Origin of the sequence: Methylobacterium indicum (assembly GCF_001043895.1) — a bacterium.
Classification (GTDB): Bacteria; Pseudomonadota; Alphaproteobacteria; order Rhizobiales; family Beijerinckiaceae; genus Methylobacterium; species Methylobacterium indicum.
In genome coordinates, this window is the sequence record NZ_JTHF01000036.1 from 1 (window position 1) to 23,942 (window position 23,942).

Here is a 23,942-nt window from a genome sequence, read left to right on the forward strand (position 1 = left end):
TACGGCCTCGAAGGCGCGCTCGCGATGATCACCTTCGTCAGCGCGTCGGTGAGCGCGCCTTCGAGGCCGTAGCCGACCTCGATCCGCACCTTGCGCTCGGTGGGGGCGATCAGGAACAGCACGCCGTTGTTGCGCGCCTTGGTGCCGAGGCCCCAGGCGCGGAAGAGGCGGTTGGAAAAGTCCTCGACCGAGGTGCCCTGGAGCGAGGGCACGGTGGCGACCACGACCTGGTCGGTGGTCCGGTCCTCGTGCGCCTCGAGCGTCGCGGCCAGCGCGTCCCGCTCCGCGGGCCGCAGCAGGCCGGCCCCGTCGACCACCCGGCCGGTGAGCGCCGGCAGGTCGAGGGCGCAGGCCGCTCCCGACGAGAGGAGCCCTACCAGGAGGAGGCCCGCCCACAGGACCAGAAGGACGGCGAGGGGACCGGTGCCCGGGACCCGGCGCATCGCCCTAGAACTTCACGTTCGGCGGGCGGCTGGCGTCCGGCGTGGCGGTGAAGGCCTCCATGGGCTTGGCCTCCGGGTACAGGGTGGAGGCGATCCAGCGGCCCGGGACGGTGCGGATCTCGGTGTTGTAGGCCTGCACCGCCTGGATGTAGTCGCGCCGCGCCACCGCGATGCGGTTCTCGGTGCCCTCGAGCTGCGATTGCAGGGCGAGGAAGTTGGCGTTCGACTTCAGGTCGGGATAGCGCTCGACGGTGACGAGGAGCCGGCCGAGCGCCCCGGAGAGCTGGTTCTGGGCGTCCTGGAACTCGCGGAACTTCTGCGGGTCGCTCACCGTCGCGGCGTCGACCTTGACCGAACTCGCCCTGGCGCGGGCCTCGGTGACCTGCACCAGGACGTCCTTCTCCTGCTGGGCGTAGCCCTTCACGGTCTCGACGAGGTTGGGGATCAGATCGGCGCGGCGCTGGTACTGGTTCTGCACCTCGCCCCAGCGCGACTTGGCGGCTTCCTCCAGGGTCGGCACCCGGTTGACCGCGTCGCAGGCCGACAGGGAGGTGGCGAGGCCGAGCGCCACGACGGCGAGGCGCAGGCGGCCGAGGAGGGAGGCGGTCATGACGGCGGCGAGGCTCCTGGTCCGGGAGCGGCGCCTCACGGCGCCGCGAGCGTTGCCGTGTCGCAGATAGGCGGTCTCTCGCCGCGATCCAGCGCACCGGAACGCGAAACGGCCCCGGCGCGGGCGCCGGGGCCGTCGGATCCCGCTCAGCAGACTTGCGTCGGCAGGCCAACGCAAGTCTGCTGAGGTTCTCGTCGTGTCGCAGATCTTTGCCGCCGAACCAGTGTCCACTTCGGCGACATCGGCTTGGGACGGAAGGCGCGTCAGGCCGCCCGGATCGCCTGCAGGAAGCGGTCGACCTGGCCCTTCACGGCCATCGACTGGTCGGAGAGGCTGCGGGCGGCGTCGAGGACCTGGCCGGCGGCGTGGCCGGTCTCGCTCGCCGAGGCCGTGACCTGGCCGATGTTGCTCGAGACCTCCTGGGTGCCGCGGGCGGCCTCGCCGATGGTGCGGGAGATCTCGTTGGTGGTGGCGGTCTGCTCCGTCACCGTGGCGGCGATCACGCCGGAGATCTCGTTGACCGACACGATGGTCTCGCCGATCTGGCGGATCGCCCCCGCGGCGTGGCCGGCCGCGCCCTGGATCCGGGCGATCTGGCTCGCGATCGCGTCGGTGGCGCGGGTGGTCTGGCCGGCCAGCTCCTTGACTTCCGCCGCGACGACCGCGAAGCCGCGGCCCGCCTCGCCGGCCCGGGCCGCCTCGATGGTGGCGTTGAGCGCCAAAAGGTTGGTCTGCGAGGCGATGGCCGAGATCATGGTGACGGCGGTGCCGATCTCGTCGGCGGCGCGGGCGAGGTCGCCCATCGCGGTGCCGGTCGATTCGGCTTCCTGCCGGGCGAGGCCCGCCACCTCGTTGGAGCGCAGCACCTGCCGCTCGATCTCCTGGAGCGAGGCCACCAGTTCCTCGGCGGCGACCGCCACGGTCTGGACGTTGGTGGCGGTCTCCTCGGAGGCCGCGCTCACCGCGACGGCGCGCTGGTTGGTACCCTCGGCCACGCCGGTCATCGCGTGGGCGGTGGCGTCGAGCTGGGTGGCGGCGGTGGCCACGACGTCCAGGGAGGCGACGATGTCGGCCTCGAAGCCGCGCACCAAGCGGTCCACGGCGGCGACGCGCCGGTCGCGGTCGGACTGGTCGGCGAGCGCGCGCGCCTCCATCTCCTGGCGCGCCACCGCGTTGGCCCGGAACACGTCGACGGCCTTGGCCATGTCGCCCATCTCGTCGACGGCGTCGCGGGAGGGCACGTCGACCGCGAGGTCGCCGTCCGCCAGCCGGGTCATCGCGCCGGTCATGCCGCGGATCGGCCCGATGATGCCGCGGGCGATCAGCACCGCGAGGCCGAAGCCGAGGGCGACGACGACGGCGATCAGCCCGACGAGCAGCGCCTGCGCGGTGGCGGCGGCGGTCGTCGTCGAGGCCGCGATCGCGTCCACGGCGGTCTCGATCGAGCCCCGGGCGGCGTCGCCGGCCTTCTCGATCGCGGCGAATTTCGGCTGGAAGCCCTGCTCGTAGAGCGTGGCGCTGCCGGTGAGCGCCGTCGCGGTCGCCTCGAAATGCTCCTTGTAGAAGGCCAGCGCCTGGCGCACCGCCACGGTCTGCTTGGTGTAGGCGCCCAGCACGTCCTGGTCGGCGAGCGCCTTCAGGGCGGCCTCGGCGTTGCGGGCGTTGGTCGCGAAGGTCGTCGGCCCGGCCGCGTCCATCACCGCGAGGAAGCGCCAGTTGGCGACGCGCACCAGCAGCATCGCGGATTCGACCGCGGCGGCGCGGATCACCTCCGCGCCGGTGCCGTTCGCCCGCACCTCGGCGACGAGGGCGTTGGTCGCCTTGGTCAGCGCGTCGCCGCCGGTGAACAGCTTGGCCTTGCTGTCCTGGATGAGCGTGCCCAGCCGGCCGAGCTGGGTCACGTCGCCGGCGAGCCCCCGGGCATTCGCCAGGATGGTGGCGTAGAGCGCCTTGCGCTCGGGCGAGATGGCGGTGCGCTCGAGGTCGGCGCTGGTCCCGTCGATCCGGGACAGCGCCGCCTCCATCGCCTTCAGGCTCTCGGGGGCCTGCGTGAACCGGTACTTCTGGGCCTGGCTGGCGAGCTGGTTGGTGAGGCTGTTGACCGAGAAGACCCGGAGCGCGACGTGCTCCAGCTTGGCTCTCTCCTCGTAGCGCGCGCCGGTGCCGCTGCTGCTGCTCAGCGCGTAGGCCCCCAGGCCCGCCGACAGCGCCACCAGAATTCCAAAACCGCCGTAGAGGCGCGTGCGAATACCCGTCTTCACGAGCGACATCTCCCACTTTCACACAAACCTTTGCTGAATACTCCTTGCCGTATGGTTAACCTGAGGTGAGATGAGGCCCCCGCGCCGCAACCCCGGGTGGCTCGACGGGCCCGCGCACGGTTCGCGGCGGGAGCCGGACCGGTTTGGCGGAACGCCGAGGCGGGGCTATCCCTCGCCCCGCAGCGGGATCGATTCGGACGAGGGGGCATGGCGCGGCAGGTGGCGAAGCGGGCGAAGGCGGGGCAGGGGAAGCGTCGAGCCGCCACGGAGCCGGTCGAGGAGGCCGGGGGCGGCCCGGACGCCGCCCCGGCGGCGCCGTCGTGGCGGGAGGAGCGCAACGCCGCCGCCCGGGCCCGGCTCGAGAAGTCGCTGCCGGCGGTCTTCCCGGCCCCGGTGCTGCGCCACGCCCTCGCCCGGCCGCTGGTGCCGCCGACGCCGCGCCTCGCGGTCGAGAGCTACTGGCGCCACCACATCCTGCGGGCCGACCGGCTGGCGCGGGCGCTCGCGGCGCGGTCGGGCCAGCCCGAGGGCTGGAGCTGGCGCCTCGGTCCGGGCGGCTCGATCGGGGCGGGATCGGGCAAGGGGCCGCCGGGCGCGCGGGAGGATTCGGGCTGGGAGAGCCTGTCCGGCCAGGGGGCGTCCGGGAAGGGCCTGCCGTTCAGCTTCCGGATGCCGCCGGCGCCGTTCCGCGAGGGGCCGCACGGCCTGGGGAAGGGGCATTGCTGCGTCTGCGGCCAGCCGGTCTACCGCTTCGGCTGGCACCGCGACCTGTGGGGCACGGGCACGCCCAACCGCAACGCCGCGTGGCACGCCGCCTGCGTCGCCGCGTGGAAGTTCTGGATCGCGCCCGCCGACCACGTGAAGGCGCTGAAGCGGCGCCAGGGCCATCGCTGCGCCCAGTCCGGCAAGCGCCTGCTGCGCACCGCCGAGGTCGATCACCGGGTGCCGCTCTACCGGATCTGGCGCGAGGAGCGGGGGCGGCCCTGGCCCGAGCTCCTGGGCTATTGGGGCGTGCCGAACCTCCAGGTGGTCAACCGGGCGGTCCACGCCGACAAATGCGCCGCCGAGGCCGGGGAGCGGGCGAGCGTGCGGCGGGCGGGCGGCGCCCAGGGCGAGCCGTTCGGTCCGGCCGCCCCCGACCTGTCGGGGGATCCCCTCTCCGGTCCGGGAGAGGGGTAGACGCGGCGTGCGGGAGCGCCCCCTACCGCGGGAAGATGTGCAGCCCGTCGTCGGGCAGCAGGTTGCGGGCGGGACCGCCGGTCTGCTGGCCGCCGCCCTGCTGGTAGGCGGGCAGCTCGGGGCGGCGGTCGTTGTCGCCGCCGGTGTCGTACACCCAGGGGGCGGACCACGGGGCGCGCCCGCCGACGGTGCCGGTGGCGTCGATGTCGCGCGGGGGATAGCGGTAGGGGGCCGGCTGGGCGGAGGCCGCCAGGGTCGTCGCCAGAAGGGTGGCGGGGATCAGGAGAATCCGGAGGGCGCGCATCGGCATCCTTTCCGCGGGGTGGGGAGGCCGCCGGGGGCGGCCCGATTGCCGGGATAACGGCCAGGCTGGCCCCGCCGTTCCGGCGGGGCGGGATGCGCCGACCCTGCGGCCGCTCCGGTTAAGGTTTCTTGGCGAGGTTTCTTGGCGAGGTTTCTTGGCGAGGCTTCCCGGCGGGAGCGCCCTCAGCCCCGGTGCAGCTTGGCGTAGCGCTTGAGCACCCGCTCGCGCTTGAGGCGCGACAGGCGCTCGATCCAGAACAGGCCGTCGAGCTGGTCGATCTCGTGCTGCAGGCAGGCGGCGGCAAAACCCTCCTCCTCGGCCTCGTGCGCCGTTCCGTCGAGGTCGCGCCAGCGCACCCGCACCCGGGCCGGGCGCTCGATCTCCTCGTCGACGCCCGGCATCGAGACGCTGCCCTCGCGGTGGCGCGCGGTTTCGGGCGAGGCCCAGACCAGCTCCGGGTCGACATAGGTGCGGGGCGTCAGGTCGAGCCCGGCCCGGATCACCGTCACCCGCACCGGCACGCCGATATGGGGGCCGGTGAGGCCGAGCGCCGAGACCGCCCGCAGGGTGTCGAGGAGGTCGTCGGCGACGGCCCGCAGTGCGGCGTCGAAGGCCGCGACCGGGGGCGCGGCGAGGCGCAGGCGCGGATCGGGATAGAGCACCAGGGGGCGGACGGGCATCGGAGATCCTGGCGGGCGGCAGGCGGGCGGGCCGGCATGGCCGGAGACCGGCCGCATCGCCCGCCCGCCTTCGCGTGTCCAGCCCTCGGACGCGTGACAGGGCGCCTTCCCGGCGCCCGTCGCATGGCTCCGCGGCCCGCCCTCGGCGGCTATGCCCGGCAGGGCGATCCCCGTCATCCGTCCCGCGGTCAGGCCTTGACGTCGACGGTGGCCGCCCCGCCGGCCTGCTGGCTGGCGAACAGGGCCTGGGCCTGCTTGTAGCGCGGCATGTCCTCGACCGTCTTGGAGGGATCGCCGAGATCGTTCAGGCTGTCGAAGGCAGCCTTGAGCAGCTTGACGAGCGGGTTCGGCGAATCGAGCTTCTCGGGCTCCTCGCCTGAGTCGCGGCTCGTGGCTTCGTAGTCGGACTGAAAAAGCGCGCGAGACTTTGCCCATTCGAAGCTTTTTTTCTCTTCTTCACTGACATTGTCGAGATATGAAATCGCATTTTTATATAGATGAATCTTACCTAATGTGTCAGTTTTTGAGATGTTTTCGTAGAATCCGGTGTCCTTACTGAATCTAGATAGCATTTCAATCCTTGCCATATCTTGTTCTATTTCGGAAAATATCCCCCCTTCATTGCTTCTAATCGAGTATAGAGAACGTCTATCGAGAGATTTGAACATTTCTTTGACTTCGGAGCCATTTGTATAAATCGACGCCTTCTCGCCCGTCTTGGCGTAGCGGTTGTCCATGGTGGCGCGCGCCTCCTTCGCGACCGTGGCGAAGTCCTTCACGGCGGACGTGTTCCGGATCGCCGCCTTGGCGGCGCTCGACAGTTCGACCACGGCGGCGGCCGACGACGACGCGGGCTCCCCGGACGGGCGGCCCGCCGGCGCCGGCGATCCGCCGGCCCCGTCGCGCAGGGCCGGGGCCGCAAGGAAGGGGGGGCTGGTCAGGGGGCCGGTCGTCGTCATGAGGAAACCTCTTCCGGGTCTGTTGGCTGCGGGGGGCGCGCGGCGGGCTCCGACCGGACGGACGGGACGCCGGATATGTCCGCCCGGCGCCTGGGATCTGCCCTCGGGTTGCCCGGCGCGCGCGGTCAGGCCTTGACGTCGACGGTGGCCGCTCCGCCGGCCTGCTGGCTGGCGAACAGGGCCTGGGCCTGCTTGTAGAGCGGCATGTCCTCGACCTGCTTGGAGGGGTCGCCGAGATCAGTCAGGCTGTCGACCGCCGCCTTGAGCAGCTTGACGAGCGGGTTCGGCGAGTCGAGCTTCTCCGGCTCCTCGCCTGCCGCGCGGCTCGTGGCTTCGTAGTCGGACTGAAGTACCGCACGATCCTTCGCCCATTCAAAGCTTGTTTTCTCTTCAGCACTGACGTTGTCAAGGTATGTAACTGCTTTTTTATATATTATCGAATTGCTCTTGAAATCAATTTTTCCGAGATCTGCCATTCCCGTATCATTGGAGAGTCTGATCATCATTTCAGTTCTAGCTTTATCTTGTTCAAGGGCTGAAAATTTCCCCCCTTCGTTGCTCTTGATCGCATACAGCGAGCGCCGGTCGAGAGAGCTGAACATCTCCCGGACCTTGGCGCTGACCATGGAGGGCGAATCCTTCTCGCCGGCCTTGGCGTACCAGTCATCCATGGTGGCGCGCGCCTCCTTCGCGACCGTGGCGAAGTCCTTCACGGCGGAGGCGGTCCGGATCGCCGCCTTGGCGGCGCTCGACAGTTCGACCACGGCTGCGGCCGACGACGACGCGGCCTCCCCGGACGGGCGGCCCGCCGGCGCCGGCGATCCGCCGGCCCCGTCGCGCAGGGCCGGGGCCGCAAGAAACGGAGTGCTGGTCAGAGAGCCGGTCGTCGTCATGAGAAGTCCTCTTCCGGGACTGGTCCAGGCCGAGATCCGGCATGGACCGGTTCACCAATGTGCGTTGCCGATCGTTCTCGCGTGCAGGCCCAATCCGCGCGCTAGGGCGAGATCGTCAGGTTGGCCTGCCAATCGCCGCTGGAACTCACGGACGCGACGCGGCCGGAGCAGGTCACGCCCGAGCTGCTGGAGTTCGTGTTGATGGTCGGGTAGTTCCACGACCCGGTGGTCGAGTTCCGCGTGCGCGACAGGACCCAGGAGCAGTCGCGGGAATTGTCCGACCGGGTGTAGCGGATCGAGCAGCCGTTCGAGGTCGAGTACGGGCTCCGGGCGCTTCCCGTTACACTGCCGTTCGGCCCGATATTTCCAAAGTTGGTAGGCGATCCCTGGCACCCGGACGGCGACGAGAAGGTCACCGTGGTGGACGTGTTGTTCCGCACCGTCGCCGTGACGGTGCTCTGCGCCTGCGCCGCTCCTGCCAGCACCGTGGCACCGAGGAAGACGGCACCCGCGACCATGCTCTTCGTCATGACATTCTCCCCTGCGGCATGGACCACTCCCTCGGCATGCCGTTCCGGGAGATTGCCGGGTCGAACTCTGCGTAAGCAACTGTTTATATAACAGATTGACATGATTTAGATTTTATGATCCTCCATATTTTCCAATAAAATAGGTACAGTAACAATTTATTAGCATTTATTAAAATTAATATATATGGTTTCTATTGACCAAATCATCAAAGAAACCACCTTGAAACAACATGATTTCAGCTGAATAATTACCCCCGTCCGACCCGTTCGATCGTCGAGGGGCGTGCAAGCAAGTCAGATCTCAGCGGGTGTGGAACGAGGCCGGCCACAGCCCGGCCCGCTCGATGCCGACCACCAGCACCACCACGGCGAGGGCCATCGCGAGGGCGACCAGCAGGTTGCGGCCCGGCACGCCCCGGGCGATCAGCACGAGCACCAGCAGCAGGGAGATGACCGAGACGGCGATGTCCATGGGGGTTCCTCGGGCGTTTCCTCGGGTGGGCCGGTGCGCGAGGCATCGGGGCGGGCGGGTCATTCGTCAAGCCGCGGGCCGGCCCGGCGTTCCGGCGCGGGACCGGTCCGGCGCGGCGTCCGGTGCCTGACCGATCCGTAACCTTCGATCCACGGGCCCGTCAGGCCCGCCGGCCATAATGGCCCCATCGAACGGCCGCCGGCGCGGCCCTCGCCACACGGAGCCAGAGACCCCGATGCCCATGACCCCGACGTCCAAGACCACCGAGACCACCGCCACGACCTCCCGCTTCCACCGCAAGGCCCTCGCCTCCGTGGCGGCCGTGACCCTGGTGGCCACCGGGGCGCTCGGCACCGCGTTCCTGCCCCCCAGCACCCCCGCCTACGCCCAGGCCCTGCCGCAGACCCCGATCACCAGCGCCGAGCACCCGCCGGGCAGCTTCGCGCCGATCGTCAACCGGGTGAAGCCGGGCGTCGTCTCGGTGAAGGTGAAGCTGAAGGACGATGCCGCGGACGACGAGGAGGGCGGCGGCCAGCCGAACCTCCAGAACGTGCCCCCGCAGCTGCGCGACTTCTTCCGCCGCTTCGGCGAGGGCGGCCAGGGCGGTGGCATGGGTGGCGGCATGCAGCGCCCGCAGCGCCACGGCGGCGGCGCGGCGCAGGGCTCGGGCTTCTTCATCTCGGCCGACGGCTACGTGGTCACCAACAACCACGTCGTGAACAACGCCAAGTCGGTCGAGGTCACGCTGGATGACGGCCGTACCCTGCCGGCCAAGATCATCGGCACCGATCCGAAGACCGACCTGGCGCTCCTCAAGGTCACCGACGGGGCGCCGTTCCCCTACGTGAAGCTCGCCCACGGCGCGCCGCAGGTCGGCGACTGGGTGGTGGCGATCGGCAACCCGTTCGGCCTCGGGGGCACCGTCACCGCCGGCATCGTCTCGGCCCGTGGCCGCGACATCGGCGCCGGTCCCTACGACGACTTCCTGCAGATCGACGCGCCGATCAACAAGGGCAACTCGGGCGGGCCGACCTTCAACGTCTCCGGCGAGGTGGTGGGCGTGAACACCGCGATCGCCTCGCCGTCCGGCGGCAATGTGGGCCTCGCCTTCGCGATCCCGTCCGAGACGGTGCAGGCGGTGGTCGACCAGCTGCGCGCCGACGGCAAGGTGGCCCGCGGCTATCTCGGCCTGCAGATCCAGCCGGTGACGAAGGACATCGCCGACAGCCTCGGCCTCGACAAGGCCAAGGGCGCCCTGGTCAACAGCGCCCAGGACGGCACGCCCGCCGCCAAGGCCGGGCTGAAGGCCGGCGACGTGGTCCAGGCGGTCAACGGCGACCCGGTGACCGATGCCCGCGAGCTGTCCCGCAAGATCGCCTCGCTGAAGCCCGGCACCAAGGTCGATCTGACCTATGTCCGCGGCAACAAGACCGAGACCGCCCAGGTGACCCTCGGCACGCTGCCGAACGACACCAAGGTGGCGAGCGCCGACGACCGCGGCGGCCGCCGCGGCGACAGCCAGCCGCGGCTCGGTCTCGAGCTCGCCCCGGCGAGCCAGGTCGGGGCCGGGAGCGAGGGCGTCGCGGTGGTGGGCGTCGATCCCGACGGCCCGGCGGCAGCCAAGGGCATCCAGGAGGGCGACGTCATCCTCGATGTCGGCGGCCAGTCGGTCTCGAGCCTCTCCGACGTCGCCGGTCGCATCCGCGCCGCGGAGACGGAGGGCCGCAAGGCGGTGCTGATGCGGGTCAAGAACGACAAGGGCACCCGCTTCGTGGCGATCGGGCTCTCGTCGAGCAAGAACGGCTGATCGGCTCCAGGAGCGGAGCCTCAGGCGCCGGCCCCGGAAGGGGCCGGCGCTTCCTGTTTGTCAGGCCGCGGCGATCGCCGCCTCCAGCCGCGCCGCGAGGCGCGCCAGGGTGCGCCCGAACAGGCCGGGATCCTGCAGCGCGCTCGCGGTCACCAGCGCGCCCTGGATCGCCGTGACGGTCTCCTCGGCCAGATCGAGGGAAGGGCCTCGCGCCACCCCGGCCCGGGCGAGCGCGGCGGCGACCGCGTCGCGCCAGGCGGCGAAATAGGCGTCGATGCGCCGGGCGAAGGCGTCGCGGGTCGTCGAGAGCGCGAAGGCGCCAACGAGGCAGATCCGCCGCCCGGAGCGGAAATAGGCATCCGTCTGCGCCAGCATGGCGCGCAGCGCCGCCGCCGGATCCGGATCCTCGCGCAGGGGGCGGAACATCCGCGCCTCGAACCACGCCTCGATCTCGGTCAGCACGGCGGCGGCCATCTCCTCCTTCCCGCCGGGAAAGAAGTGGTAGAGGCTGCCCTTGCCGAGCCCGGTGCGGCGGGCGATCACCGACAGGCTCGCCCCCTCGTAGCCGTGCTCGCGGAACGTCTCCGCCAGGAGCGGCAGGATCGCCTCGCGGGCCTGCGGGCTCCTCAGAGCCCCAGCTCCGTCAGGCCGGGATGGTCGGCCGGGCGCGGGCCCGAGCGGTCCCAGCGGAAGAGGCGCTCGCCCTCGCCGATCGCCAGGTCGTTGATGCTGGCATGCCGCACCGCCATCAGGCCGTTTTCCGCGAACTCCCAGTTCTCGTTGCCGTAGGCGCGGAACCACGCCCCGGCCTCGTCGTGGAACTCGTAGGCGAAGCGGACCGCGATGCGGGTATCCGACCAGGCCCAGATCTCCTTGATCAGGCGGTATTCGTGCTCGCGGGCCCATTTGCGGGTCAGGAACGCCACGATGGCCGGGCGGCCCCGAAAGATCTCGGCCCGGTTCCGCCACCGGCTGTCCGGCGTGTAGGCCAGCGCGACCTTCTCGGGGTTGCGGCCGTTCCAGCCGTCCTCGGCGGCGCGGACCTTCAGGAGGGCGGTCTCGCGGGTGAAGGGCGGCAGCGGCGGGCGGTGTTCGGAGATGGCGGGATCGGGCATCGCGGGCTCCTTCTCTGTACCGATCGGTAAAGAGGCTGCGGGCCGGGGTCAAGCGCGCGGCGCGGTCAGGCCCGGCAGAGGCGGGCGAGGCGCCGGCCGGAGACCCGGCCGAGGGTGGTGCCGTCGGTGCGCAGGGCCTCGCCCGCGAGTGCGATCCGGGTCGGGTTCTCGATCAGGGTGTAGCGGGTGCGCCAGACGGGCAGCCCGAACTGCACCGCCCAGAGCCGCAGGGCCTCGCAGAAGCCGCGCCGGGTCTCGGGCCCGAAGCGCGCGGGATCGAGCACCGGCGCCACCTCGGCGCCGCCGTAGGGCAGGGCGCGGAACCCCGCCAGCAGGCCGGGGCGGCCCTCCGCCAGGGTGAAGGCGGCGCTCGATTCGACGCCGAGGGCGCCCGCCCGGTCGGGCGGGACGGTCGTCAGCGCGAGGGCCGCGGGCTGCTCGGTGACCGCCACCACGGCCCGGTCGGGCGCCCCGGCGAGGTCGATCGCGAGCGGCCGGTAGCCGGCGCCGGCCTCCCGCGGCACGGTGTAGACGAGGCCGATCAGGTCGAGGAAGGCGGCCGAGCCCGAGACCCGGTCGGGATGGGCGGTCCAGCCGAGGAGCCGGTCGCGCTGGGCGGTCCGCTCGGCCGCGACGTCCGGGACCTGGATCTCCGGATCGGCCAGGGTGCCGCGGATCGCGGGCGGCGCAGCCGCGGCGGCGCAGACGGGACAGGGACGCTCGGCGGCCGGCCGGGCCTCGTCGGTCCAGGGCCGCGACGGCGATGCGGGGGCCGAGGACCGGCCGCCGGCGAGGTCTTGCCCAGGCGCCTGCTTGGGCGCCTCCTCGGGGGCCTTCTTGGGGGCTTGCACGGAGCCTTGCATCGGGCCTTGCGCGGGACCTTGCGACCCTGTCGAGGGCGGCGCGTCGGGCGCCGTCACCACCTCGCTCGCCGGGCGCGGGCGCAGGAGGCCGATGCGCGGGTCGAGGACCGCGATCACCGCGAACGGGATCGCGACTGCCGCGAGCGCCGCCAGGCCGAGCCCCCATCGCCCGCTTCCGTCCCGCACGCTCCACCCGCCCCGCTGCGCGCATCCAGGGCGCGATTCCGCCATTATGCACCCGATCATGAGGAAAGTGCATCCGGGGCAAAGACTTAGACGAAAAACCTGGGGACGGTCGCCGCGAGGCCTTGCCAAATGCCCTTGCGACACCCGGTCGATCGGTCGGGGCGGGTGCCGGCCCGTGCGAAAGCCCCTATGGTGGCCGCATGACGACGCCCGACCCGAAGATGCCCGACCCGGCGCCGCCGCCGATATCCGCGCCCGACCCGACGGACGGCCTCGCGCGCCGGCTGCGGCTCGAGCGCGAGGCGCGGGGTTGGTCGCTCGGCGACCTGGCGGCGCGCTCCGGCGTCTCGAAGGCGATGATCAGCAAGGTCGAGCGGGCCGAGGCGAGCCCGACCGCCGTGCTGCTCGGCCGGCTCTCGGGCGCCTTCGGGCTCACCCTCTCGACCCTGCTCGCCCGGGCGGAGGGAGAGACGGGCCAGTTGCGGCGCGCCGCCTCCCAGCCGGTCTGGGTCGATCCGGGCAGCGGCTACCGGCGTCGGCAGCTCTCGCCGCTGATGGCGGAGCACCCTCTCGACCTGACCGAGGTGGAACTGCCGGCCGGGGCCGAGATCGCCTATCCGGCGGCCTCCTACGCCTTCTTGCGGCAGATGATCTGGATGCTCGACGGCACCCTGACCTTCCGGGAGGGCGAGGCCACCCACATCCTCGAGGCCGGCGACTGCCTGGCGCTCGGCGCGCCCGCCGACTGCACCTTCGCCAACCGGAGCGGCCGGTCCTGCCGCTACCTCGTCGCCGTGGTGCGGCAGCGCTGAAAGCTTCGGTAGCGCTAAAAGCTCGCGCAGCGCTGCAAGCTCAGGCCGCGCGCCGGGCGAGGAAGGTCCGGGCCTCGGCGCCGCCGCGCAGGAAGCCGTAGACCAGTACCGGCCAGCAGAACAGCAGCACCGCCATCGGCACCGACATCTGCCAGCCGACGATCGCCCCGACGATGCCCGCCGCCGAGCCGACGAAGCGGAAGTAGAACACCGGCACCGCGACCACGAGGGCGAGCAGGACCGGCACGCCGAGCACCGCGGTCAGCCCCGCCTGCACTGCCAGGAGGTTGGTCACGCCCATGGCCAGGAACACCAGGAAGGCGGCTATCTGCATCATCGGGAGTCGCTCGCTTTCGGGCTCTCGCCCTTCGTGACGGCCACGAAAGACAGGCGAGCATGGCTTTTTGTGGGGCGCCGCGGCGTCCATCCCGCGTGTTCCGCGCCGGGGCGGCATACTTGCCACATCTGCCGGCCGACGCGTCGTCTAACCGTCATGTCTCTCGCCAATCGGATCGGCTCGGATAAGATTTTCCAAAGTGACGACACCAGAAGATCCGCGGATGCTGCAATGCAAAAGACGCGGCGGAGGACATGATGGACGCGATGGCGCTGCTCATCCAAGTTCAGTCCGACATCGGGGCGACCTGCGACAGGGCGGTCCGCCAGTCGTCATTGATCGCGGCGCGCGAGCGGCAGGGGCTCGCGGCCGACCGCGAGCGAAACATCCTTCGCGGCATCCGGGTGTCGCTGGGTCTCGAATACCACCACGAGGAGATGCTGCTGGGCAGGCTGGCCGCCGCGGCGGGGGGAGATCGCTCGGTGCCGGCCCGCCGCCGGTGCCATCGCGGCGTCGGCGAGGATTGCCCGCTGCCGATTCCCTGCTGCGCCGCCCTGGCGGCGACCCTCTCGTCCCGACCGGTGGAGGTTGCCGTGCGATGACGGGCGCCGGTCGGCGTGATTCGCGCCGGCCCCGGGTCTCGCGCCGCCGGGTGGGTGCCGGATTGCGGCGGCAATGCCACATCCCCGTGCCGGATCGTCGCCGGCGCCCTCCAGCGAAAGCCACGCTTCGGGACGGTGTGGCGCGGGAGCACTGGCGGGCCCTGCGGCCCCGGCGGTCTTCTCCCACGGCGAGCCCGAGATCGGAGAGCGAATGCCCGTCCCCGCCCTGCTGCCCGTCGCGTCGGACGCGCCGCTCTTCCTCCACCTCGCCGGGTCCCTGGCCTTCGTGGCCGCCGCCGGCCGGGGCATCGGCTGGGCCCTCGACGCCTGGGTGCGCCGCGCGCCCGAAACCGCGTCGCCCGCCGAGCCGGAGCACCCGGCCGACGCACCGCCTCAATCCGGCGCCCGCATCCGGTAGCCGACCCCGGTCTCGGTCAGGATGTAGCGCGGGCGCTCGGGCTCGGGCTCGAGCTTCTGGCGCAGCTGGCGCACGTAGACCCGGAGATATTGCGGATCGGCCGCCGTCCCCCAGACCTCCCGCAGCAGGTGGGCGTGGGTGAGCACCTTGCCGGCATGGTGCACGAGCAGGCGCAGCACGTCGTATTCCTTGGGCGACAGCTTCACCTCGCGCTCGCCCACCCGGACGATGCGGCGCACGAGGTCGACCGAGAGCTCGCCGGCCCGGAAGACCGGACGCTCGCCGCCGACCGCGAGCTGGTGGCGGAGCGCCGTGCGCATCCGGGCGAGCAGTTCGTTCATACCGAAGGGCTTGGTGACGTAGTCGTCCGCCCCGAGGTCGAGGGCCTCGACCTTGCCGGCCTCGTCGTCGCGGCTCGACAGCACGATCACCGGCAGGTCGGGCTTCAGGCTCCGGATCTGCGCCAGGAGGTCGTGCCCCTTGATGTCCGGCAGGCCGAGATCGAGGATCGCCAGCGCCACGTCCTCCCGGCTGAGGAGATCGAGGGCGGTGCGGCCGTTCTGCGCCTCCACGACCTGGTAGCCCTGGCTGCCGAGGCCGACGCGCAGGAGCTTGCGGATCGGTGGCTCGTCGTCGATCACCAGGATGCGGGGGTCGTTGGTCACGCGGCGGCGTCCTCCGGGGCGGCGCGGGGCACCGGGAAGGTCAGGGTGAAGGCGGCGCCCGGGAAGGGCGAGCCCTGGCGGTCGCCCCGGGTGCGGGCGGTGATCCGCCCACCCATCGCCTCGACGAAGCCGCGGGAGATGGCAAGGCCCAGGCCCGTCCCGGCCCGCACCCGGTCGCGCTTGCGCACCCGGTAGAAGGTGTCGAAGATCCGCTCCTCGTCGCCCTCCGGGATCCCCTCGCCCTCGTCGAGGATCCGTAGCCGCACGGCATCCGCTTCCTGCCATCCCTCGATCCGCACCAGGCTGCCCTCGGGGGCGTATTTGGCGGCGTTGTCGAGGAGGTTGAACAGCACCTGCTCGGTCAGCACCGCGTCGAGGCGCAAGGGGGGCAGGCCGGTGCCGAGGGCCAGGACGACCCGGTGATGCGCCAGGATCTTGTCCGCCCGCTCGAGCGCCGTCGCGACGATCTCGGCGAGGTCGTGGGGGGCGAGGTTCGGGGCGAGCGCCCCGGATTCGAGCTTCGTCATGTCGAGGAGGTTGGCGATGAAACGGTTCAGCCGCTCGGCCTCGTCGATGATGGTCGCGAGCAGTTCGCCCTGCCCGTCGCGATCGAGGGCGTCCCCGAGGTCGCGCAGGGTCGTGGCCGAGCCGAGCACCGCGGCGAGCGGCGTCTTGAGGTCGTGCGAGAGCGACGACAGCAGGGCCTGGCGCAGGCGGTCGGTCTCGGCCGAGCGGCGGGCGCGATCCAGGTCCTCGACGAGGTGGACCCGCTCGATGGCGAGCGCCCCCTGGTCGGCCAGCGCGTCGAGGAGCCGGCGCTGGTCGGGGGTGAGGAGCGGCCCCGGCTTGTCGCCGTCGAGCCCGACCACCCCGACCATGCCGCGCCCGGTGCGCAGGGGGAGAAAGAGGCGCTTGGCGCCCGGCAGGGTGTCGGCGCCGCGCCCCGCCGGACGGCCGTGGTCGAAGGTCCACTTGGCCGCCGCGAGGTCGGCCTCGTCGAGCTCGTCCTCCGGGGGATAGCCGGCCATCACCGTGACGGCGCCGCTATGCGCCGCGGCGCCGCCATGCGCCGCGGTGCCGCCCTGCGGCAGGAGCAGCACCACCCGCAGGCGCAGCATCAGGGCGATCTGGTAGGCGGTGGCCCAGAGCACGTCGTCGAGGGTGCCGCAGCCGGCGAGCTTGCGCGAGAAGCCGTAGAGCGCCTCGGTGGCCTTGCTGCGCGTGCGCGAGATCGTCGCCTCGGCCCGCGCCCGCGCGGCGAGGTTCGAGACCACCACCGCCACCAGCGTGAAGAAGAACAGGGCGACGACATTGGTGGGATCGGCGATGGTGAAGGTGTAGAGCGGCGGCAGGAAGAAGAAGTTGTAGGCCAGCGACGAGGCCACCACGGTGACGAGCGAGGGGCCGAGCCCGAAGCGCACCGCCACCGCCACCACGGCGGTGAGGAAGACGAGGTCGGTGCTCTCGTGGCCGAGCGAGGGCTGGAGCGCGAGGCCGAGGCCGAGCGCGCCCGCGACCGCACCGAGCGCCGCCCCGTAGGGCAGGAGTCCGGGCCGGGGCGGGGCGGCGGTGCGCACGCCCTTGTGGGGGGCCGGCGCCCCCGCCGCCTCCTCGCCCGCCACGACGTGGACGCTGATCGAGCCCGAGCGGCGCAGGAGGTCGTGCACCACCGAGCCGTTCAGCAGCTCGAACCAGCGCGAGCGGGTCGACTTGCCGATCACCACATGGGTGACGTTGTGCTCGCGGGCGAAGGCCACCACGTCGTCGGCGATGCGGCCCTGGCTCGGCAAGGTCGCGGTCTCGGCCCCCAGCCGCTCGGCGAGCCGCAGCGTGTCGGCGATCCGGTCGCGCTCGGCCTCGCTCAAGGACGCGCTGCGCCGGCTCTCGATGGTGAGCGCCGTGAACGGTGCCCGCAGCCGGTCGGCGAGGCGCTTGGCGGTGCGCACGAGGCCGGCCGAGCGCGGGTCCTCGCTGACGCAGACCAGCACCCGCTCGCCCGCCGCCCAGGGGCCGGGGATGGCGTGGGCGCGCATGTGGGTGACGAGCTGGTCGTCGACCTGCTGGGCGGTGCGGCGCAGCGCCAGTTCGCGGAGCGCCGTCAGGTTGCCGGGGGAGAAGTAGTGCTTGAGCGCCCGCTCGGCCTGGCGCGGCAGGTAGACCTTGCCCTCCTGCAGGCGCCGGATCAGGTCGTCGGGGGAGAGGTCGATGACCTCGATGTCGTCGGCCCGGTCGAGGATCGAATCCGGCACCGTCTCGCGCACCCGGATCCGGGTGATCTGCGCCACCACGTCGTTCAGGCTCTCGACGTGCTGGATGTTGAGGGTGGTGTGGACGTCGATGCCGGCCTGGAGCAGCTCCTCGACGTCGAGGTAGCGCTTGGGGTGGCGCGAGCCCGGGGCGTTGGTGTGGGCGAGCTCGTCGACCAGCGCCAGCTGCGGCTTGCGGGCCAAGAGCCCATCGAGGTCCATCTCGTCGAACGTGCCGCCGCCATACGCGACCGTGCGGCGCGCCAGCACCGCGAGACCGGCGACCAGGGCCTCGGTCTCGGGCCGGCCGTGGGTCTCGACCACGCCCACCACCACGTCGACGCCCTCGCGCACGCGCGCATGGGCGGTCGTCAGCATCTCGTAGGTCTTGCCGACCCCCGGCGCGGCTCCCAGGAAGATCTTTAAACGCCCGCGCCCGGGCGCCTCCCGGCGCGCCTGCGCCAGGAGCGCGTCGGGCGAGGGCCGCAGGCCCTCGCGCAAGGACCGGGACGTGTCCCTCATCGGACCTGCTGGAGGTCGAGAGCGCGGTTGAGGGCGAGCACGTTGACCCGGCGCTCGCCGAGGACACCGAGGCTCGGCTCCTGCACCTGCCCGGCGACGAGGGCGCGCAACCCATCCTCGGAGACGCCGCGGGCCTTCGCGACCCGGGGCACCTGGAACAGGGCGGCCTCGGGCGAGACGTCGGGATCGAGCCCCGAGCCCGAGGTGGTGACGAGGTCCTGCGGCACCGGGTCGGTCGGGTTCTCGGCCTTGAGAGCGGCGAGGTCGGCCTTCACCCGGTCGATCAGCGCCGGGTTGGTCGGCCCGAGATTGGCGCCGCCGGAATTGGCGGCGTTGTAGGGCGCCGCCACGGTCTTCGTGGGATCGGCCGGATCGGGCGCCACGGTCGCCGAGGGGCGGCCGTGGAAGTAGCGCGCGCTCGTGAAGCTCTGGCCGACGAGCGCGGAGCCGACGAGCGTGCCGTCCGCATTGCGGATCAGGCTGCCTTGCGCCTGGACCGGGAAGAGCCGTTCGGCGATGCCCGTCATGGCGAGCGGATAGGCGAGGCCGGTGACGAGGGTCAGGCCGGTGAGGAGCACGAGGGCGGGGCGGAGGTGCCGGAGCATGGCTGTCGTCTCGTTCAAGCCAGATGGAGGGCGCTCACGGCGAGATCGATCACCTTGATGCCGACGAACGGCACCAGGATCCCGCCGAGACCATAGATCAGGAGGTTGCGCCGCAGCAACGCGGCGGCGCCGACGGCGCGGTAGCTCACCCCGCGCAGAGCGAGCGGGATCAGCGCCACGATGATCAGCGCGTTGAAGATGATCGCCGACAGGATCGCGCTCTGGGGCGAAGCCAGCCCCATCACGTTGAGGGCCTGGAGCTGCGGGTAGAGCCCGACGAACATCGCCGGGATGATGGCGAAGTACTTCGCCACGTCGTTGGCGATCGAGAAGGTGGTCAGCGCGCCCCGCGTCATCAGCAGCTGCTTGCCGATCTCGACGATCTCGATGAGCTTGGTCGGGTCGGAATCGAGGTCGACCATGTTGCCGGCCTCGCGGGCCGCCACCGTGCCGGTGTTCATCGCCACGCCGACATCGGCCTGGGCGAGCGCGGGCGCGTCGTTGGTGCCGTCGCCGCACATCGCCACGAGCTTGCCTTGCGCCTGCTCCTTGCGGATCAGCGCCAGCTTGTCCTCCGGCGTGGCCTGGGCGAGGAAATCGTCGACGCCGGCCTCCGCGGCGATCGCCGCCGCGGTCATCGGGTTGTCGCCGGTGATCATCACCGTGCGGATGCCCATCCGGCGAAGCTCCGCGAAGCGCTCCCGGATGCCGCCCTTGACGATGTCCTTGAGGTGGACGACGCCCAAGAGCTTGCCGTCGCGGGCCACCGCCAGCGGCGTGCCGCCGGCCTTGGCGATCTCCTCGGCGATGGCCCGGACTTCCTGGGCGGCCGCCGGATCGAGGCGGGGTTGCAGCACCCTGGCGGCGGCGCCGGTGCCGACGAGGGCCGGGGCGGATTCGAGGCTCGCGATCACCGCCTCGACCGCGCCCTTGCGGATCGAGGAACCGTCGAGGTCGATGCCCGACATCCGCGATTGCGCCGTGAACGGCACGAAGGTGGCGTTGAGGCTCGCCATGTCGCGGGCGCGGATGCCGTGCGCCTCCTTGGCGAGCACCACGATCGAGCGGCCCTCCGGGGTCTCGTCGGCGAGCGAGGCGAGCTGGGCCGCATCCGCCAGCGTGCCGGGGGTGACGCCGCGCACGGGGCGGAACTCGGTCGCCTGGCGGTTGCCGAGCGTGATCGTGCCGGTCTTGTCGAGGAGCAGCGTATCGACGTCGCCCGCCGCCTCGACGGCGCGGCCCGACATGGCGAGCACGTTGAACCGCACCAGCCGGTCCATGCCGGCGATGCCGATCGCCGAGAGGAGCGCGCCGATCGTGGTCGGGATCAGGGTGACGAACAAAGCCACCAGGACGGCGAGCGGGATCGCGCCGCCGGCATAGGACGCGAAGCTCGGGATCGAGCCGACCGCGAACACGAACACGATGGTGAGGCCGGAAAGCAGGATGTTGAGCGCGATCTCGTTGGGGGTCTTCTGGCGCGAGGCGCCCTCGACCAGCGCGATCATCCGGTCGATGAAGGTCGAGCCGGCGGCGGCCGTGATCCGCACCCGGATCCAGTCGGAGAGCACCTGCGTGCCGCCGGTCACCGCCGAGCGGTCGCCGCCGGATTCGCGGATCACGGGGGCGGATTCGCCGGTGATCGCCGCCTCGTTGACCGAGGCGATGCCCTCGATCACTTCGCCGTCCGACGGGATCACGTCGCCGGCCTCGACCAGCACCACGTCGCCGACCTTGAGGCCGGCGCCCGGCACGGTCTCATAAGGAGTCCGCGGGCCGCCGGGTGCGGCGGCGGGGCCGGAGAGCAGCTTCGCGGTGGTCTCGGTGCGGGTGCGGCGGAGCGAATCGGCCTGCGCCTTGCCGCGACCCTCCGCCACCGCCTCGGCGAAGTTGGCGAACAGGACGGTGAACCACAGCCAGAGGATGATCTGGCCGGTGAACATCAGGTCCTGCCCGCCCGAGATCAGGTCGCGGACGAACAGCAGTGTGGTGAAGGCCGCCACGACCTCGACCACGAACATCACGGGGTTCTTCACCATCTGGCGCGGGTCGAGCTTGGTGACCGCGCCGAGGCAGGCCGGGCCGATCAGGCCGGCATCGAGGAGAGAGGGTTTCTGGGTCTGGGCCATGATCCTGGGATCCGGATGAGGCGGGGAGAGTGGGGCAAGGCGGCGGTAGCCGCAGCACCCAGGAAGTGACGTGTCGATTTTCGAGCGGAGAGGATCGTTTTTCCGAGATCAGACGGATCCGCCAATGGACCCGCCATCTCCCATCCGCGACCTCATCCTGAGGTGTTGGCGATCACAGATCGCACGCGATCGAAGATCGACTGACCTCGAAGGAGAGCTCCAGAAACCACACAGACTTCTGGAGCCCTCCTTCGAGGCTCACTCCGTTCGCACCTCAGGATGAGGTTGTGAGTGGGATGAGCCTTGTTCGCTCGGACGGGCTTCACGGCGCGAGCGCCGCGGCCCCGAGCATGATCGCGGCCCAGATCGCGCCGGTGCCGAGCAGGGCGAGGCCGGTGAGCGCCAGGACGATGTCGCAGGGCCGCAAGGTGGAGCGGTCGGCGAGCGGGGCGGAGCGGGGCCGGTGCCGGGACAGGCCCCGGCGCAGGCGGTCGGCGTGGGTGGTGCCCATGGTCAGTTCCCCGCCGCCGCGAAGGTCTGGCCCGCCGCCCCCGCCAGGTGCTCGACGATCGGTCCCAGCGCCAGCGACGGGAAGAAGGTCAGGCCGCCGACGATGAGGATCACCCCGACGAGAAGGCCGACGAACAGCCCGCCATGGGTCGGGAAGGTCCCGGCGGAAGCCGGCACGGTCTTCTTCGCCGCCAGCGAGCCCGCGATGGCGAGCGCCGGGATGATGACGAAGAACCGGCCGACCAGCATCCCGGCCCCGAGCGTCAGGTTGTAGAACGGCGTGTTGCCCGAGAGCCCGCCGAAGGCCGAGCCGTTGTTGGCCGCCGCCGAGGTGAAGGCGTAGAGGATCTCGGTGAAGCCGTGCGGACCCGCATTCGCGGGACCCGCCAGCCCCGCCGGCAGCACGGTGGCGAGCGCGGTGAAGCCGAGCATCATCAGGGGCAGGCAGAGGATGGCGAGCATCGCCATCTTGACCTCCCGGGCCTCGATCTTCTTGCCGAGATATTCGGGGGTGCGCCCGACCATCAGGCCGGCGACGAAGATCGCCACCACCACGAAGACCAGCATGCCGTAGAGGCCGGCGCCGACGCCGCCGACGATGATCTCGCCGAGCTGCATGTTGACGAGCGGGATCAGGCCGCCGAGCGCCGTGAAGGCGTCGTGCATGGCGTTGACCGCGCCGCAGGAGGCGGCGGTGGTCACGACCGCGAACAAAGCCGAGCCGGGGATGCCGAAGCGGATCTCCTTGCCCTCGAGGTTGCCGTCCTGGAGCCCGAGCGCGTTCAGCAGCGGGTTGCCGGCGCCTTCGGCCCAGTAGGTGATGGCGGTGCCGGCGAGAAAAAGCACGCCCATCGCGGCGAGGATCGCCCAGCCCTGGCGCTCGTCCCCGACCATGCGGCCGAACACGTTGGTGAGGGCGGCACCGAGCGCGAAGATCGACACCATCTGGATCAGGTTCGACAACGCGGTCGGGTTCTCGAACGGGTGGGCGGCGTTGGCGTTGAAGAAGCCGCCGCCATTGGTGCCGAGCATCTTGATCGCCACCTGGCTCGCCACGGGGCCGAGGGCGATGGTCTGCTTTCCGCCTTCCAGGGTGGTGGCCTCGGCGTAGGGAGCCAGCGTCTGCGGCACGCCCTGCCAGACCAGGAACAGGGTGTAGACGATGCAGAGCGGCAGCAGCACGTAGAGGGTGCAGCGGGTCAGGTCGACCCAGAACGAGCCGACCGTGCGGGCCGAGGCCCGGGCGAAGCCCCGGATCAGCGCTACGGCGAGCGCGATGCCGGTCGCCGCCGAGAGGAAGTTCTGGTGCGTCAGCCCCAGCATCTGCGACAGGTAGGAGAGGGTGCTCTCGCCGCCGTAATTCTGCCAGTTGGTGTTGGTGACGAAGCTCGCCGCCGTGTTGAAGGCGAGGTCCGGCGCCACCGCGCCCTGGTCGGCGGGGTTGAACGGCAGGAGGCCTTGCAGCCGCAGGATCGCGTAGAGCAGCACGAAGCCGGCGGCGTGGAAGACCAGCATGGCGCCCGCGTAAGTCAGCCAGTGCTGCTCGTGGGTCTCGTCGATGCCGGCGAGGCGATAGAGGCCGCGCTCGACCGGGCGCAGCACGGGCGAGAGGGGGGTGGAGGCGCCGGTGAAGACCCGGGTCATGTAGAGACCCAGCGGCTTCACCAGGGCGAGGACGATCGCGCAGAACAGCGCGATCTGGAGCCAGCCTGAGAGCGTCATGGGGATGCTCCTCAGAACCGCTCGGGCCGCACGAGGGCGTAGGCGAGATAGGCGAGCAGCCCGAGGGTCATCAGGCCGCCGAGCCCGTAATCGAGGGTCATCGCGGGCCTCCTCACAGGCGTTCGCACAAGGAGACGTAGCCGAGCGACAGGGCGAAGAAGCTCAAGCCCCCCGCCAGCATCAAAAGATCGAACATGGGGTATCCCCGTCGGGCGGCGCGGGGATGAATCGCGCCGCCGCATCGAACCGGACCGTGAGCCACGGTCCCGATCCCGGAGATCCTCCCGATCGCGTAGGGATTCGAGAGGGGACGGGGCGGCTCGCCATAAAGGCGGCATAAAGATCGCGGGGTCAGGCCCGGTCGGCGGAGCACCGGGCGGCGCGGACCGCCTCCTGCAGGCCGGGACAGGCGTGATCGGCGCCGCGGCAGGCGGAATGCAGGGCGAGGCGATCGATCCGGAGCACGCAGGTGGTGCCGTGGCGAAAGCCCCGGACGGGAAAGCCGCAGAGCCGGCAGGCGGCCTGGACGCGGCACAGCGCCGGATCGGACGGCGCGACGCCCCGCGGGAGGCGGCGCCCGCGCCGGCTCTGACTCGATCCCATCCTGACCACCCCGGGCGACGCCACGCATCGCGGGGTTCTGCGAGCGGCTCCGGGAAAGGAACAAGGCGGGCGGACGGCCCGGGTTATCAAGATTCCATCAAGGCCGGGAAGGCGCGGGCGGGCCCCGGCCGACCGTCCGCGACCGTCGGGTCGCCAGTCGCGAGCGTCAGGTCGCCAGCAGCTCGCCGCCCTTCTCGGCGATGACCTGCCGCACCTTGCCGGAGAAGACCCCGAGCAGCAGCGGCAGGTGGACCTCGACGCGCGCCGCCTCGTCCTCGACCGCGATGGTGCCGCTGACCGACTGGCCCATGGCGCCGACCTGGAACCCGAGGGTGTCGCCGGTCCAGACCGGATCCCCCATGGTGAGGCCGGCCTTCTGGACGAGATCCCGGCCCTGGCCGATGCGGGCATCGATGCGCCGCCGCGCCTCGCTCCGCCCGAGCTGGTGGGGAATCACGACAACCAGGGG

The 23,942-nt window shown here is 71.4% G+C and carries 27 protein-coding genes; 5 read left to right on the top strand and 22 right to left on the bottom strand.

The genetic code is table 11. The features are described 5' to 3' along the window. The 3 genes from QR78_RS04745 to QR78_RS04755 form a co-directional block, all read right to left on the bottom strand. On the bottom strand, positions 1-443 hold a 443-nt coding region (locus QR78_RS04745), incomplete at its 3' end, for a TPM domain-containing protein (protein ID WP_048426359.1). A 4-nt stretch (positions 444-447) separates the two neighbouring features. Continuing rightward, positions 448-1,053 carry a LemA family protein gene (locus QR78_RS04750; protein ID WP_048426360.1) on the bottom strand — a complete coding sequence of 202 codons (606 nt, stop codon included), beginning with the start codon at positions 1,051-1,053 and terminating at the stop codon, positions 448-450. A 263-nt stretch (positions 1,054-1,316) separates the two neighbouring features. Then, the gene (locus tag QR78_RS04755) at positions 1,317-3,314 is read right to left on the bottom strand and encodes a methyl-accepting chemotaxis protein (RefSeq protein ID WP_048426376.1); all 1,998 of its coding nucleotides are present in this window, start codon (positions 3,312-3,314) and stop codon (positions 1,317-1,319) included. A gap of 207 nt (positions 3,315-3,521) precedes the next feature. Here QR78_RS04755 and QR78_RS04760 point away from each other — a divergent pair, with 207 nt between their 5' ends. After that, entirely contained in the window at positions 3,522-4,493 is a 972-nt protein-coding gene (locus tag QR78_RS04760) for a hypothetical protein (RefSeq protein ID WP_244276575.1), read from the top strand. A gap of 22 nt (positions 4,494-4,515) precedes the next feature. On the opposite strand, the gene QR78_RS04765 is transcribed toward QR78_RS04760, so the two are convergent. The 6 genes from QR78_RS04765 to QR78_RS35425 form a co-directional block, all read right to left on the bottom strand. Further along, entirely contained in the window at positions 4,516-4,797 is a 282-nt protein-coding gene (locus QR78_RS04765; protein WP_179945854.1) for a hypothetical protein, read from the bottom strand. A 182-nt stretch (positions 4,798-4,979) separates the two neighbouring features. Next, positions 4,980-5,477 carry a peptide deformylase gene (locus QR78_RS04770; RefSeq protein WP_048426362.1) on the bottom strand — a complete coding sequence of 166 codons (498 nt, stop codon included), beginning with the start codon at positions 5,475-5,477 and terminating at the stop codon, positions 4,980-4,982. Between the two features lie 188 nt (positions 5,478-5,665). Further along, entirely contained in the window at positions 5,666-6,436 is a 771-nt protein-coding gene (locus QR78_RS04775) for a hypothetical protein (protein ID WP_053220797.1), read from the bottom strand. A gap of 125 nt (positions 6,437-6,561) precedes the next feature. Continuing rightward, positions 6,562-7,329: a hypothetical protein gene (locus QR78_RS04780; RefSeq protein ID WP_053220798.1), complete on the bottom strand. Its 768-nt coding sequence runs from the start codon at positions 7,327-7,329 to the stop codon at positions 6,562-6,564. 101 nt (positions 7,330-7,430) lie between these two features. Continuing rightward, on the bottom strand, positions 7,431-7,859 hold the full coding sequence (locus QR78_RS04785; RefSeq protein WP_053220799.1) for a hypothetical protein: 429 nt from the start codon (positions 7,857-7,859) through the stop codon (positions 7,431-7,433). A gap of 301 nt (positions 7,860-8,160) precedes the next feature. Further along, a complete protein-coding gene (locus QR78_RS35425; RefSeq protein ID WP_167349665.1) occupies positions 8,161-8,331 on the bottom strand; it encodes a hypothetical protein in 171 nt (56 codons plus the stop codon). A gap of 241 nt (positions 8,332-8,572) precedes the next feature. On the opposite strand from QR78_RS35425, the gene QR78_RS04790 reads away from it, so the two are divergent. Next, positions 8,573-10,138 carry a Do family serine endopeptidase gene (locus tag QR78_RS04790; protein ID WP_048426363.1) on the top strand — a complete coding sequence of 522 codons (1,566 nt, stop codon included), beginning with the start codon at positions 8,573-8,575 and terminating at the stop codon, positions 10,136-10,138. Between the two features lie 60 nt (positions 10,139-10,198). On the opposite strand, the gene QR78_RS04795 is transcribed toward QR78_RS04790, so the two are convergent. The 3 genes from QR78_RS04795 to QR78_RS04805 all read right to left on the bottom strand — a co-directional run bounded on the left by QR78_RS04795 (position 10,199) and on the right by QR78_RS04805 (position 12,302). Next, positions 10,199-10,768 carry a TetR/AcrR family transcriptional regulator gene (locus tag QR78_RS04795; RefSeq protein ID WP_048426381.1) on the bottom strand — a complete coding sequence of 190 codons (570 nt, stop codon included), beginning with the start codon at positions 10,766-10,768 and terminating at the stop codon, positions 10,199-10,201. Then, positions 10,765-11,238: a nuclear transport factor 2 family protein gene (locus QR78_RS04800; protein ID WP_048426382.1), complete on the bottom strand. Its 474-nt coding sequence runs from the start codon at positions 11,236-11,238 to the stop codon at positions 10,765-10,767. The genes QR78_RS04795 and QR78_RS04800 overlap by 4 nt, the downstream gene beginning before the upstream one ends. Before the next feature lie 80 nt (positions 11,239-11,318). Continuing rightward, positions 11,319-12,302, bottom strand: a complete 984-nt coding sequence (locus tag QR78_RS04805; RefSeq protein WP_048426364.1) for a hypothetical protein — start codon at positions 12,300-12,302, stop codon at positions 11,319-11,321. A gap of 200 nt (positions 12,303-12,502) precedes the next feature. On the opposite strand from QR78_RS04805, the gene QR78_RS04810 reads away from it, so the two are divergent. Then, positions 12,503-13,114 (top strand): helix-turn-helix domain-containing protein, encoded by a 612-nt coding sequence (locus QR78_RS04810; RefSeq protein ID WP_338100506.1) that lies wholly within the window; start codon positions 12,503-12,505, stop codon positions 13,112-13,114. A 40-nt stretch (positions 13,115-13,154) separates the two neighbouring features. Here QR78_RS04810 and QR78_RS04815 read toward each other — a convergent pair whose 3' ends face one another. Beyond that, positions 13,155-13,451 carry a hypothetical protein gene (locus QR78_RS04815; RefSeq protein ID WP_048426365.1) on the bottom strand — a complete coding sequence of 99 codons (297 nt, stop codon included), beginning with the start codon at positions 13,449-13,451 and terminating at the stop codon, positions 13,155-13,157. Positions 13,452-13,717: 266 nt separating this feature from the next. Between QR78_RS04815 and QR78_RS04820 the strand changes: the two genes are divergently transcribed. Further along, positions 13,718-14,053, top strand: a complete 336-nt coding sequence (locus tag QR78_RS04820) for a hypothetical protein (protein ID WP_125901291.1) — start codon at positions 13,718-13,720, stop codon at positions 14,051-14,053. A gap of 211 nt (positions 14,054-14,264) precedes the next feature. Next, positions 14,265-14,471, top strand: a complete 207-nt coding sequence (locus QR78_RS04825) for a hypothetical protein (RefSeq protein ID WP_048426367.1) — start codon at positions 14,265-14,267, stop codon at positions 14,469-14,471. Here QR78_RS04825 and QR78_RS04830 read toward each other — a convergent pair. The 9 genes from QR78_RS04830 to QR78_RS04865 all read right to left on the bottom strand — a co-directional run. Further along, positions 14,447-15,136 (bottom strand): response regulator transcription factor, encoded by a 690-nt coding sequence (locus QR78_RS04830; RefSeq protein WP_048426368.1) that lies wholly within the window; start codon positions 15,134-15,136, stop codon positions 14,447-14,449. The two genes, QR78_RS04825 and QR78_RS04830, sit on opposite strands and share 25 nt — an antisense overlap. After that, positions 15,133-17,904 carry a sensor histidine kinase gene (locus tag QR78_RS04835; protein WP_048426369.1) on the bottom strand — a complete coding sequence of 924 codons (2,772 nt, stop codon included), beginning with the start codon at positions 17,902-17,904 and terminating at the stop codon, positions 15,133-15,135. The genes QR78_RS04830 and QR78_RS04835 overlap by 4 nt, the downstream gene beginning before the upstream one ends. Next, positions 17,901-18,509 carry a K(+)-transporting ATPase subunit C gene (locus QR78_RS04840; RefSeq protein ID WP_048426370.1) on the bottom strand — a complete coding sequence of 203 codons (609 nt, stop codon included), beginning with the start codon at positions 18,507-18,509 and terminating at the stop codon, positions 17,901-17,903. Before QR78_RS04840 ends, QR78_RS04835 begins: the two co-directional genes overlap by 4 nt. Positions 18,510-18,523: 14 nt before the next feature. Beyond that, positions 18,524-20,638, bottom strand: a complete 2,115-nt coding sequence (gene kdpB / locus QR78_RS04845) for a potassium-transporting ATPase subunit KdpB (RefSeq protein WP_048426371.1) — start codon at positions 20,636-20,638, stop codon at positions 18,524-18,526. Positions 20,639-20,960: 322 nt separating this feature from the next. Continuing rightward, on the bottom strand, positions 20,961-21,149 hold the full coding sequence (locus QR78_RS04850; RefSeq protein WP_048426372.1) for a hypothetical protein: 189 nt from the start codon (positions 21,147-21,149) through the stop codon (positions 20,961-20,963). Between the two features lie 2 nt (positions 21,150-21,151). Then, positions 21,152-22,870 carry a potassium-transporting ATPase subunit KdpA gene (gene kdpA / locus QR78_RS04855; protein ID WP_048426373.1) on the bottom strand — a complete coding sequence of 573 codons (1,719 nt, stop codon included), beginning with the start codon at positions 22,868-22,870 and terminating at the stop codon, positions 21,152-21,154. Positions 22,871-22,881: 11 nt separating this feature from the next. Next, positions 22,882-22,971: a K(+)-transporting ATPase subunit F gene (locus tag QR78_RS32390; protein WP_099905332.1), complete on the bottom strand. Its 90-nt coding sequence runs from the start codon at positions 22,969-22,971 to the stop codon at positions 22,882-22,884. Between the two features lie 250 nt (positions 22,972-23,221). Then, positions 23,222-23,473, bottom strand: coding sequence for a hypothetical protein (locus QR78_RS04860; protein WP_048426374.1), 252 nt, complete (start codon positions 23,471-23,473; stop codon positions 23,222-23,224). Positions 23,474-23,639: 166 nt separating this feature from the next. Further along, positions 23,640-23,942 (bottom strand): polyhydroxyalkanoic acid system family protein (locus QR78_RS04865; protein WP_244278466.1); only part of this gene is annotated, 303 nt, incomplete at its 5' end.

Coding starts and splice junctions, on each gene's coding strand:
- QR78_RS04750 (WP_048426360.1), bottom strand. CDS start 1,053: ATGACCGCCTCCCTCCTCGGCCGCCTGCGCCTCGCCGTCGTGGCGCTC.
- QR78_RS04760 (WP_244276575.1), top strand. CDS start 3,522: ATGGCGCGGCAGGTGGCGAAGCGGGCGAAGGCGGGGCAGGGGAAGCGT.
- QR78_RS04765 (WP_179945854.1), bottom strand. CDS start 4,797: ATGCGCGCCCTCCGGATTCTCCTGATCCCCGCCACCCTTCTGGCGACG.
- QR78_RS04770 (WP_048426362.1), bottom strand. CDS start 5,477: ATGCCCGTCCGCCCCCTGGTGCTCTATCCCGATCCGCGCCTGCGCCTC.
- QR78_RS04775 (WP_053220797.1), bottom strand. CDS start 6,436: ATGACGACGACCGGCCCCCTGACCAGCCCCCCCTTCCTTGCGGCCCCG.
- QR78_RS04780 (WP_053220798.1), bottom strand. CDS start 7,329: ATGACGACGACCGGCTCTCTGACCAGCACTCCGTTTCTTGCGGCCCCG.
- QR78_RS04785 (WP_053220799.1), bottom strand. CDS start 7,859: ATGACGAAGAGCATGGTCGCGGGTGCCGTCTTCCTCGGTGCCACGGTG.
- QR78_RS35425 (WP_167349665.1), bottom strand. CDS start 8,331: ATGGACATCGCCGTCTCGGTCATCTCCCTGCTGCTGGTGCTCGTGCTG.
- QR78_RS04790 (WP_048426363.1), top strand. CDS start 8,573: ATGACCCCGACGTCCAAGACCACCGAGACCACCGCCACGACCTCCCGC.
- QR78_RS04810 (WP_338100506.1), top strand. CDS start 12,503: ATGACGACGCCCGACCCGAAGATGCCCGACCCGGCGCCGCCGCCGATA.
- QR78_RS04815 (WP_048426365.1), bottom strand. CDS start 13,451: ATGATGCAGATAGCCGCCTTCCTGGTGTTCCTGGCCATGGGCGTGACC.
- QR78_RS04820 (WP_125901291.1), top strand. CDS start 13,718: ATGGCGCTGCTCATCCAAGTTCAGTCCGACATCGGGGCGACCTGCGAC.
- QR78_RS04825 (WP_048426367.1), top strand. CDS start 14,265: ATGCCCGTCCCCGCCCTGCTGCCCGTCGCGTCGGACGCGCCGCTCTTC.
- QR78_RS04835 (WP_048426369.1), bottom strand. CDS start 17,904: ATGAGGGACACGTCCCGGTCCTTGCGCGAGGGCCTGCGGCCCTCGCCC.
- QR78_RS04840 (WP_048426370.1), bottom strand. CDS start 18,509: ATGCTCCGGCACCTCCGCCCCGCCCTCGTGCTCCTCACCGGCCTGACC.
- kdpB (WP_048426371.1), bottom strand. CDS start 20,638: ATGGCCCAGACCCAGAAACCCTCTCTCCTCGATGCCGGCCTGATCGGC.
- QR78_RS04850 (WP_048426372.1), bottom strand. CDS start 21,149: ATGGGCACCACCCACGCCGACCGCCTGCGCCGGGGCCTGTCCCGGCAC.
- kdpA (WP_048426373.1), bottom strand. CDS start 22,870: ATGACGCTCTCAGGCTGGCTCCAGATCGCGCTGTTCTGCGCGATCGTC.
- QR78_RS32390 (WP_099905332.1), bottom strand. CDS start 22,971: ATGACCCTCGATTACGGGCTCGGCGGCCTGATGACCCTCGGGCTGCTC.
- QR78_RS04860 (WP_048426374.1), bottom strand. CDS start 23,473: ATGGGATCGAGTCAGAGCCGGCGCGGGCGCCGCCTCCCGCGGGGCGTC.